The organism is Vibrio sp. D431a (assembly GCF_030248655.1).
In the GTDB taxonomy this organism is placed as follows: Bacteria; Pseudomonadota; Gammaproteobacteria; order Enterobacterales; family Vibrionaceae; genus Vibrio; species Vibrio alginolyticus.
This window is the reverse complement of the sequence record NZ_JAHGAP010000007.1, coordinates 99,104-108,936: the sequence shown is the minus strand read 5'-3', so window position 1 is coordinate 108,936 and position 9,833 is coordinate 99,104. Positions and strand designations below refer to the sequence as shown.

At 44.7% G+C, this 9,833-nt stretch carries 12 protein-coding genes; 5 read left to right on the top strand and 7 right to left on the bottom strand.

Annotated features, from left to right (window positions below):
• Window positions 1-238 precede the first annotated feature (238 nt).
• The 3 genes from KJB35_RS05540 to KJB35_RS05530 all read left to right on the top strand — a co-directional run bounded on the left by KJB35_RS05540 (window position 239) and on the right by KJB35_RS05530 (window position 1,510).
• Window positions 239-652 (top strand): NUDIX domain-containing protein, encoded by a 414-nt coding sequence (locus tag KJB35_RS05540; protein ID WP_025766662.1) that lies wholly within the window; start codon window positions 239-241, stop codon window positions 650-652.
• Between the two features lie 210 nt (window positions 653-862).
• A complete protein-coding gene (locus KJB35_RS05535; RefSeq protein WP_213907954.1) occupies window positions 863-1,243 on the top strand; it encodes a hypothetical protein in 381 nt (126 codons plus the stop codon).
• 48 nt (window positions 1,244-1,291) lie between these two features.
• Window positions 1,292-1,510: a hypothetical protein gene (locus tag KJB35_RS05530; RefSeq protein WP_005389537.1), complete on the top strand. Its 219-nt coding sequence runs from the start codon at window positions 1,292-1,294 to the stop codon at window positions 1,508-1,510.
• A 103-nt stretch (window positions 1,511-1,613) separates the two neighbouring features.
• On the opposite strand, the gene KJB35_RS05525 is transcribed toward KJB35_RS05530, so the two are convergent.
• Window positions 1,614-2,429 carry a sterol desaturase family protein gene (locus tag KJB35_RS05525; protein ID WP_031777247.1) on the bottom strand — a complete coding sequence of 272 codons (816 nt, stop codon included), beginning with the start codon at window positions 2,427-2,429 and terminating at the stop codon, window positions 1,614-1,616.
• A 140-nt stretch (window positions 2,430-2,569) separates the two neighbouring features.
• Between KJB35_RS05525 and KJB35_RS05520 the strand changes: the two genes are divergently transcribed.
• Both KJB35_RS05520 and nagK read left to right on the top strand, forming a co-directional pair.
• The gene (locus KJB35_RS05520; protein WP_053350551.1) at window positions 2,570-3,319 is read left to right on the top strand and encodes a tRNA-uridine aminocarboxypropyltransferase; all 750 of its coding nucleotides are present in this window, start codon (window positions 2,570-2,572) and stop codon (window positions 3,317-3,319) included.
• A 175-nt stretch (window positions 3,320-3,494) separates the two neighbouring features.
• Window positions 3,495-4,403, top strand: coding sequence for an N-acetylglucosamine kinase (gene nagK / locus KJB35_RS05515; protein ID WP_005377586.1), 909 nt, complete (start codon window positions 3,495-3,497; stop codon window positions 4,401-4,403).
• Between the two features lie 185 nt (window positions 4,404-4,588).
• Here the strand turns inward: nagK and KJB35_RS05510 are convergent, their stop codons facing one another.
• The 6 genes from KJB35_RS05510 to KJB35_RS05485 all read right to left on the bottom strand — a co-directional run bounded on the left by KJB35_RS05510 (window position 4,589) and on the right by KJB35_RS05485 (window position 9,563).
• Entirely contained in the window at window positions 4,589-4,855 is a 267-nt protein-coding gene (locus KJB35_RS05510; RefSeq protein WP_005377584.1) for a DUF2960 domain-containing protein, read from the bottom strand.
• Between the two features lie 74 nt (window positions 4,856-4,929).
• Window positions 4,930-6,708 (bottom strand): bifunctional molybdopterin-guanine dinucleotide biosynthesis adaptor protein MobB/molybdopterin molybdotransferase MoeA, encoded by a 1,779-nt coding sequence (locus KJB35_RS05505; RefSeq protein WP_130544940.1) that lies wholly within the window; start codon window positions 6,706-6,708, stop codon window positions 4,930-4,932.
• Window positions 6,705-7,292: a molybdenum cofactor guanylyltransferase MobA gene (gene mobA / locus KJB35_RS05500; protein ID WP_005377572.1), complete on the bottom strand. Its 588-nt coding sequence runs from the start codon at window positions 7,290-7,292 to the stop codon at window positions 6,705-6,707. Before mobA ends, KJB35_RS05505 begins: the two co-directional genes overlap by 4 nt.
• On the bottom strand, window positions 7,270-7,989 hold the full coding sequence (locus tag KJB35_RS05495; RefSeq protein WP_025766658.1) for an energy-coupling factor ABC transporter ATP-binding protein: 720 nt from the start codon (window positions 7,987-7,989) through the stop codon (window positions 7,270-7,272). Before KJB35_RS05495 ends, mobA begins: the two co-directional genes overlap by 23 nt.
• A gap of 50 nt (window positions 7,990-8,039) precedes the next feature.
• The gene (locus KJB35_RS05490) at window positions 8,040-8,738 is read right to left on the bottom strand and encodes an ABC transporter permease (protein WP_005389524.1); all 699 of its coding nucleotides are present in this window, start codon (window positions 8,736-8,738) and stop codon (window positions 8,040-8,042) included.
• Window positions 8,739-8,744: 6 nt separating this feature from the next.
• A complete protein-coding gene (locus KJB35_RS05485) occupies window positions 8,745-9,563 on the bottom strand; it encodes a substrate-binding domain-containing protein (protein WP_005389522.1) in 819 nt (272 codons plus the stop codon).
• Between the last annotated feature and the right edge of the window lie 270 nt (window positions 9,564-9,833).

Genomic DNA, 9,833 nt, shown 5'->3' with positions numbered 1-9,833 from the left:
TAGAAGGTGGTAATTTACTACGGCTACTCATTTAATGGCTCCTATTTGCATCGCAAAAGTGAGTTACATCTCATCTCGTTCATTTCTAAAGGGTTTAGTTATCACAACGTGATGTTAATGCTTTGTTCGAGGGACTCGTTGACTAGAATGTCGCCAGAATTCAAAGGAATGAATCATGCAGCTTCATGCGATTTTTTTATATCCAGAGAAAGCTAAAGCCATAAGAAGGAGTGGTTTTGTGATCGATAAAGTTTGCCCCGTCGTTCTACGTAATCAAAATCAAGAGATCCTACTTTTTAAACATCCGTTGGCGGGTGTTCAGCTCGTCAAGGGCACTGTTGAAGTGTTTGATGAAAGTTACATCATAGCGGCCAAGCGGGAGCTCGCTGAGGAGTCTGGTATCACACATGTTCGTTCCGCACGATATTTATGCTCATGGGACAGTGGCTTTCAAAATCAAGCATGGCATTTTGTTTTGTGTGAGTGTGCTGATCTCGCTAATTCATGGCTGTTTCATACGCAAGACGATGGTGGACATGATTTCGCGTTCTTCTGGCACGATGTCGAGAGCGGCCTTCCCGCGAATGCACATACTGTGTTTCAGCGCGGGCTGGAAAAGGTACGAGAGTTGCTAAACCAAGGCGTGATTTAAAGGAGGATTCTGTCGTTGCATTGGCGGATTTGGGACAATGACAAAGCAAACACTATGCTTCTACTAGAAGCAAATAAAGAAGGTAGAGTAGCCGTTACTGTTCTCATCGTGTTGATAATGGCACTGTCGATCTCAAAAATGGCGATGAGATTACAAATGTTTAAGTGACTTCTATATGCTTTGCTCATTCATTCAGATAAGGAAACGGTAATGGATAAATTCGTCTTGTTTCTCTTATGCCTTTTTATGACAGTTGGCGGAGTGGTTCATCTTTATGACAACATTGTTGGTGGCTTTTTACCTTACGATTTTGCGCCACGCTGGTTGAATATGTATTGGAGCGCTTTGGGACTATTGGACTTATTAGCAGCGTATCTATTGGTCAAGCATCGCCGCTCTGGCATAGTCGTTATGTTATTGATTCTTATAGCCAATGTTATCTTTAGTTCCCACGCTCACTATACATTAGAAATATTAGATAACAACGTCGCCCTACAAATGAAGACACTGTTTTTAGGGTTCTCATTTGGGGTATCTATCTGGTTATGGAATGCGCGAAAACATAGTCAATCGCGCCAAATATTTCGTTAATTATTATTTTCACAACACTCGATTAAGGATTGTAAACAGGGACTCGTTATGAACGATTTTAAAGACTTGGCCAGTTTTGCTGGTTTCAGCGTACTGACAGGTTTGAGCTTTGCCACCACTTTCTTCAGCCTTGCTTTTCTATACAGCTCAATAGAGGCACAGCAAGTAATGAACACCAATGCTTTGGCATGTGCAGTGCTTGGTGTTGTTGGTTTATTTGTTGGTATTACTCAGTTAAACAAAAAGCGTCAGCTAGCAGAAAACTAATCTGTTCTTACACATCATGAGGATGAAGTAGTGTTTAACAGGGGTTTAGGCTTGGTCTATTCGTTTTGTTGACATACTTCATCCAACAATATTTTTTCAACCATTACTTCTTCTCTTTATTGTAGCGAAAGGGCTGCGTTAACAGCTTATCTAATCTTTGCTCTTCTTCGTCTCTAATTTCCGGCACACCAATAACAACATCTTCATGACCCAACTTAGGCTGAGCTCGGTATGTCCCAAAAAAGCGGTCCCAAACTGAAAGGAAAAAACCAAAGTTTGAGTGGGTCTCTTTTACTATCACTGAATGGTGCACGCGATGCATGTCTGGTGTAACGATGACGTTTCGCAGTTTTTGGTCCATAGATAAAGCCAGTTTTGCATTACTGTGATTAAACATCGCGCTCGCATTAAGCACAATTTCAAATACCACAATTCCGATAGGTGAAACACCTAAGATAAACACGGCTGCAATTTTTACTCCCATTGAAATGATTATTTCGAAGGGATGAAAGCGTGCGCCTGTGGTGACGTCTATGTCGAGATCGGCGTGATGCATTCGGTGAATCTTCCACAGCGGTTTTACATGATGAAAGACAACATGCTGAGCGTAAATGACGAAATCAAGCAAAATGACGGTTAGAAAAATATTTAACCAAGCGGGGAGGGACAGAATATTCAGCAGCCCCCATTGTTGCTCCTGAGCTATGACCGCAGCTTGAAAGGCGGCGATAGGCATGATTAAAGCAATAACTAGGCTGTTAAAAGCAACCAATGACAAGTTATTGACCCAACGAAACCTGCGCGAAGCGGTCAGTGTTTTTCTAGGCAATTTGTTCTCCCAAATGGCACAAAGCAATAATACGCCAAGGAAAAAGCCTAATCTGAGCCATGAGGGTTCTTGAAATGTCGTTTCTGTCACTGTCATTCCCTTATTTATTTCTTTATCTATGACCGAGATAAGAGTGAAATTATTTCAACACACTGCTGATGGGCTTATCTTGAGGCGAAACCATAATATCAGTAGAATCGCGCTCTACTTTTTACTTGGCATTACTTACCATGAGAATTCACGCTTTCCACCGTTTATATCAGTACCGACAATCTATCTCAACCAAGCCTTTCAACGCGCGTGGATGTAAAGTGGTTCGTTGCCAATATTGCCAGGTTTCTGAGCAACACTGTTTGTGCGACCTTCAGCCAAACATCAAGGCCAATATTGCATGTATGTTGATTGTTTCTGAAAACGAAGTGTTTAAGCCAAGTAATACCGGTCGTCTAATCGCTGATACGATTCAAGAGACTTACGTGTATCAATGGAACCGAACAGAACCGTCTGAAGAGATGCTAGCGCTACTACAGGATGACAGTTACCAACCGGTGATTGTATTTCCTGCAGACTATGTGGATGATCCCTCTCGTTTAATTGAAGATCTAGAGCCAGGGCGATTGGTAAAAGAAGATGTCGAGAACAAAAAATGGTTGCTGATCTTTATTGATGGTAGCTGGCGTGAGGCGCGAAAGATATTCCGTCGTTCTGATTTTCTTAAATCTTTGCCTGTGCTTTCCATTGAGCCGGAATCTCTGTCTGAATACATCATGCGCCGCTCCGAGAATGATCAGCATCTTTCAACCGCCGAAGTCGCGACATTAGTTTTAAAACAAGCTGGTGAGCCTAAAGCTGCGGAATGCCTTCAATTGTGGTTTGAAGCCTTCAGAGAAACTTACATGCTGAGCAAGACTCGAGTCAAAAACGACCCTAACCAGCCACACTTGAAACGTTTCAAAGAGTGGATGAAAACCGAGAGCTGACTCTAAGGAATGAGCTTTTGTTGATGGTATGTTGTTCAACTGGCTTCGGTGAGGGGATAAATCTGCATTCGGTCACGGTTTGCAGGCGTACAGATATGGATAATGCCATCAGTTTATACTTTTGACTCTAGCCATTTTTGAGAGTCGTTTGAAGCATTTTTTAGGAGAGAAATACATGTATTACGGCTTTGATGTCGGTGGCACTAAAATTGAATTTGGTGCATTTAACGAGAAGCTTGAGCGTGTAGCGACGGAACGTGTACCTACACCAACAGACAACTACGAGCTGCTGGTTGATACCATTGCGGAATTGGTGAATAAATACGATACAGAGTTTGGCTGCGAAGGTACGATTGGTCTTGGCTTGCCAGGTATGGAAGACGCCGATGATGCAACGGTACTAACAGTTAACGTTCCTGCGGCAAAAGGCAAACCACTTCGTGCTGATCTGGAAGCTAAAATCGGTCGCAGCGTAAAAATTGAAAACGATGCAAACTGTTTCGCGCTTTCTGAAGCGTGGGACGAAGATCTTCAAGATGAACCATCTGTACTAGGTTTGATCCTTGGTACTGGTTTTGGCGGTGGCTTTATCTACGAAGGTAAAGTATTCTCTGGCCGCAACCACGTAGCGGGTGAGGTGGGTCACACACGTCTTCCTATCGACGCATGGTTCCACCTGGGTGAAAACGCACCATTACTTGGCTGTGGCTGTGGCAACAAAGGCTGTTTAGATAGTTACCTATCTGGTCGTGGTTTCGAGCTTCTTTACGCGCATTACTACGGCGAAGAGAAGAAAGCGATCGACATTATTAAAGCGCACGCAGAGGGTGAAGAGAAAGCAGTAGAGCACGTCGAGCGCTTTATGGAGCTGCTAGCAATCTGCTTTGCAAACCTGTTTACTGCAACAGACCCACACACCGTTGTACTTGGTGGAGGCTTATCTAACTTCGAATTGATTTACGAAGAGATGCCAAAACGCATCCCTAAACACTTATTGTCTGTGGCTAAGTGTCCTAAGATCATCAAAGCAAAACACGGTGATTCAGGTGGTGTACGCGGCGCTGCGTTCTTAAACATCAAGTAATGACTTAAACCTTACTCGATATAAAGTAAGAAGAAATTTAAAGCCCCGTTTAGACTTTCAAGGTTAAACGGGGCTTTTACTTATATACCTAAGTAATTTCGGTATGCTCGGGTATAGATCATGAACAAAAGTAGCATGCATAAAAAACTCACGACGAATCGTGAGTTTTCTGTTTGCAGCTAAGCTTATTTGTTCTTTTTGCCTACGCCTAGGTTTTCTTTTTGAGCTAGGGTGATTTTACTAAAGCCTAATTTTCTGAAGTAGTTGTCGCGGTAGTTGCGCACTGCTTTAGTGTCAGACACTGCTTCGATTTGTTGCTCCATCTTTAGGAACTCAGTGATATCGATACCTTCTGCCTCGGCAACTGCTTCTTGAATGTTGCGGTGTTGCTGGTATGAGAATGTCAGTTCTTTGTCTTGGTCTTTGTAAGTGTAAAGAATGGTGCGAGCCATAGCTGTCTCTCTGAAAAGGTTTCTGTATTAAACAAAAAGGCCAGACTCGCTGACCTTTGAATTTCTAGTTTGAGCTAGATTCTGCCTTGAAGTGGGATAATTGTCACGCTTTCTCCCGCTTTTACTGTATCAATAGCTGGGGAGATTTCGATCAAACAGTTTGCCTCACTCATTGAGCGCAAAATACCAGAGCCTTGCTTGCCTGTTGTACGAACGGTTAAACGGCCAGTTGCATCCAGTTCATAGACGCCACGGCTAAACTCGGTACGACCTTGTCGAGAGCGAAGGTTTTCAGTCGCGATGGCATTCACTTTCAGAGGCTTCCAGCCTTGTTCGCCTTGCATCTTACGCAGTGCAGGCTCGACAAAGTTAATGAAAGAGACCATCACGGCAACAGGGTTGCCCGGCAGACCAAAGAACGGCTTGTTGTTGATTTGACCAAACGCGAGTGGACGTCCCGGACGCATGTTGATTCGCCAAAAATCGATTTGACCAAGTTTATCCAAGGCAAGTTTGATGTAATCCGCATCACCAACAGATACGCCACCAGAAGTCATAACCACGTCCGCTTGCGCCGATGCGTTTTCCAACGCTTCAATCATTAACTGTTCGTTGTCTTCCAGAATACCGAAATCCAAGATCTCGCAGCCGAGCTTTTCAAGCATGCCCATGATGGTAAAACGGTTGGAATCGTAGATAGAATTCGCTTTTTGCTCTGTTCCCGGTGCTTGTACTTCGTCACCGGTGGAGAACACGGCAACTTTCAATTTGCGGAATACATTCGCTTCACCAAAGCCAAGCGAAGCGATCATGCCCATCTCTGGAGAGGCGAGGCGAGTACCTGCGGTAAAGACGTCACTGCCGATAGCGAGATCTTCACCTGCTTGACGAACGTTTTGGCCTGCTTTGATATTCGCACCGTTAAAAGTGACCTTGTCACCTTCTTGAATGGCTTGCTCACGCATGACCACTGTATCGCCGTTACGTGGTGTTGGTGCGCCAGTCATGATCTTAACTGCTTGACCAACTTCCAGAGGCTGCTCGTAAGCATGGCCCGCCATCACTTCAGCAACCACTTGGTAGCTATCACGGTCAACATCATCACTGCGGATGGCATAACCGTCCATCGCGGAGTTGGTGTATTGCGGCACATTTACTGGTGAAACGATATGTTCCGCAAGAACGCGGCCATAGGCGTTTTCAATCTTGCATGCTTCTATTTCCGAAACCGTGTTCACCAAAGAAAGGATTTTCTCTTGGCCTTGAACCACAGAAAGGAAAGCAGGAGAAAGGGTATCGCAACATGCGGCTTCTTTCTCTTTGTTTTTTGGTGCGTTCGCTTCTTGAACATACTGAATAACGAACTGAGCAATCGCTTCAAGATCATTGATGTTCATTTGTGGCAGTTCAGAGTCCAACTCGCCGCCGTCTGAAGCGATAGCGATGATGTTTTCATCGTTTGGATAAAGCCAAGGCTTGCCGACTTCTTCACGGTGCAATTCGATTTTAGGAAACGCGATGTTTTTGCAGCCTTCGACCAAAACCACATCAAGCATGTCTTCATCAAAACGTGTTAATAGGTATTCAAACTCCGCTTCGGCTTCTGGCGTTTCTGTCATTAACGCAAAACGGTTGCGAGAAGCAATCAGCATTTGAGATGCGCCAGCTTTGCGTAAACGGTAGCTGTCTTTACCCGGCTTATCGACATCGAAGTTGTGATGAGCATGTTTTAGCATGCCAATGCGCAGGCCCGCTTCAGTTAGCTTTGGCAATAGGGCTTCAAGCAGTGTGGTTTTGCCTGTGCCTGAATAAGCCGCAAAACCAAGAATAGGAATGTTTAGCGTGTGTTTCATGATTCTAATTGTCCAAATTGCGCCAGTTCTTCCGGAGTGTTCAAGTTGACGAAACAGTTTGGTGAGTCGCTAAAGTCAACGTAACTGGTGTTGCACTCTTTGTAGAGCAGAATGATTTTGCGGTCGCCACGTTCTAAAAACGCGGTGAGTTTTGGCAGTACGCGCTTGTGGTAGAGCGTAAAAACAGGTTGCTGATGGTCACCATCATGCGCGACCAAAATATCGCTGTCTTCTTTGACAAACTGGCAGAAACGCTCGACAAGGTCGGTGTTAATTTGAGGGCTATCGCAAGGTACAAATCCGACCCAGTCAGTTTCAGCATGCATCAAACCCGCGTGAATACCGCCCATAGGCCCAGGGAAATCTTTGAATTGATCACTAAATACGAAACCAAATTTGCTGTACGCATCTTGGTTTCGGTTGGCATTAATTAAAATGCGTGGAGTTTGTGGAGATAAACGTTCAATAACGTGTTCGATGAGTGGCTTCTGATTTAACTCAATCAGACCTTTATCTTTTCCACCCATACGGCTGGCTTGGCCACCAGCCAAAATGACCCAACTAGTTTGTGTTGGTTGAAGCATATGCATTCTCTTGGGATGTTTCTTTTGGTATGACATACAACAGAGGAGACTCTATCAAAGTCTTGTCTTTAATCCACCACTGTTTTTTACATAAGTCGGTCAGTGCGTTTGCCTGATGGCTTGTCACCACGATACTGGAACCGCGATCCAAAAGATCTTTCGCCATCACCACCAATCGTTCAATGGATTCTTGGTCTAAAGACGCACTTGGCTCATCCATCAATAAAATCGACGGTTTTAAGATCCAAGCCCTTGCCATGGCAACGCGCTGTTTTTCACCGCCGGACAACACGGAAATATGTTCGTCCGCTAAGGTTTCTAAACCTACCATGCGCAGCGCGTGAATAACTTGAGCTCGCTTATCTTTTTGCGTGTCTTGTTGATATTTCACTCCATAGACTACGTTTTCATATACAGTGCCGTCAAAAAGGTAAGGGGATTGATGGAGATAAATCACATCGACACGACCATTGCGACGCGTCAGTCTTTTCAGCCACGTATCTTTTGGCGCAACAACATCGCCAGTAGAGGGTTTGAGCAAGCCAGCAAGGATTTTGAGTAGGGTAGTTTTGCCCACACCATTGTCACCCTTGAGATAAATGGCATCATTTGGGCCGATGGCTAACTCAGGGATGTGGAAAAGCACACGCTCTTTAAAGCGCATGGATAACTGTTCGGCGGTGATTTTTATAGTCATAATTCGCCTCGACATGGGGTTAATGGTGAGTCGTTTGTTTGCTTCATGTTCTATGTTCTGAGGTAGCCTTTGCCTCTCATACTTGATAAGAAGAAGTTTAGAGCCAACGCTAAAGATAGTAATACAATTCCTAATGCAACTCCTTGCGCAAAAGCACCTTTACTGCTTTCCATTGCGATAGCCGTGGGAATATTTCGCGTCACGCCCATAATGTTCCCACCAACCATCATTGAGCAGCCCACCTCGGTCACGATACGTGAAAATCCTGCAATGATAGCCGCAAGTAGAGGAAAGCGGGTTTCCCAAATCATCGTTGCTGCCAAGCGCGGAATGGAGACGCCCAGCGTGATGGCAGTTTCCACTGCACGACGGTCGCTAGATTGTAATGCACCATGCATCATCGATACCAAAACAGGGAAGCAGATCACCATTTGGCCGAAGATCATTGCCTTCTGAGTGAACAGCATTTGCCAGTCTCCCCAAGGGCCAGCACGCGACAGCAACATGTACAGCAACAGGCCAATCACCACGGTAGGGACCGCTTGCAGCGTATTTACGATCGACAACAAAAACCATTTACCGCGAAAGTCGGTATACGCCAGTACAAAGGACATCAAAATAGCCGGCAATACCACTAGGGATATTGCCGTAATAGAAACACTAAAGGAGACCGCAACGATCTCCCATAGGTCTGCATCAAAATTCACCAGTAAGCGAAGCGCTTCCAGTGTTGTATCAGCAAGATTCATATTGCGTTATTTGCTCTCAGCATTCGCAACAAACAGTTGTTTACCGTTTAGGCGGAAACCATTGATAAGTTCCTGTCCGCGAGGGTTTACCAACCAATCACTGAATGCCTTCGCACCTTGGTAGTTGATCGTTGGGTAACGCTCAGGGTTAACAAGAATAACTTGGTACGGGTTAAACAGTTTTTCATCGCCTTGGAACAGAATTTCTAGATCCAATTTGTTTTGGTAAGCCAGCCATGTGCCGCGGTCCGTCATGGTGTAGCCTTGCATTTCAGACGCCATGTTTAGAGTTGGGCCCATACCTTGACCTACGCTACGGTAGCCACCAAAGTTCGGTTCGATTTTAGTTTGAGCCCAGAAGCCCATTTCTTTTTTGTGCGTACCAGAATCATCGCCGCGAGAGATGAACGTTGCGTTTTTGTTTGCGATCTCTTTGAATACATCTAACACGCCTTCGTCATTTTTGATTGTTGCTGGGTCAGCTTTCGGGCCTACAATCACAAAGTCGTTGTACATTAGCTTGCGAGGTAAAACGCCGTAGCCTTTCTCAACAAATGCGCCTTCAGCTTTTGGTGCATGTGTCATCACCAAATCTACGTCACCGTTTTCGCCCATTTTTAAGGCTTTACCCGTACCTGCAGCAATAACATCGACTTTGTAGCCCGTGTCTTTTTCAAATTGTGGAAGCAGGTAATCAAGTAAACCTGAATGGTAAGTACTGGTTGTGGTTGCAAGGCGAACATGTTCTCCGTCTTGAGCAGAAAACGCAGAGTAACTTACAAGCGTGATAGACGTTGCAGCCAGAGTTAGCGCAATTTTTTTCATTTTTATGTGTTCCTTTCCAATGATTCTTTGGAATCTCTCCAGGTTTTAGGGAGAAGCCTTTTTGGACGAGAGCGATTAGCGTAATACGCAAGTTGTCTTAGGGTGTTGGAATAAGCAAACATCAACATCCTGAGATCACTTAAATGCGCTCCGTATCCACCTTATAGCAAACAAGATGCCAACCTTTTACAAGCTTAAAGTGCTTGGTTTATGCACTAAATCATGGGGTTATTTGCATAAAAGTTTGCGTTGGTACAAAATGTCGCACTT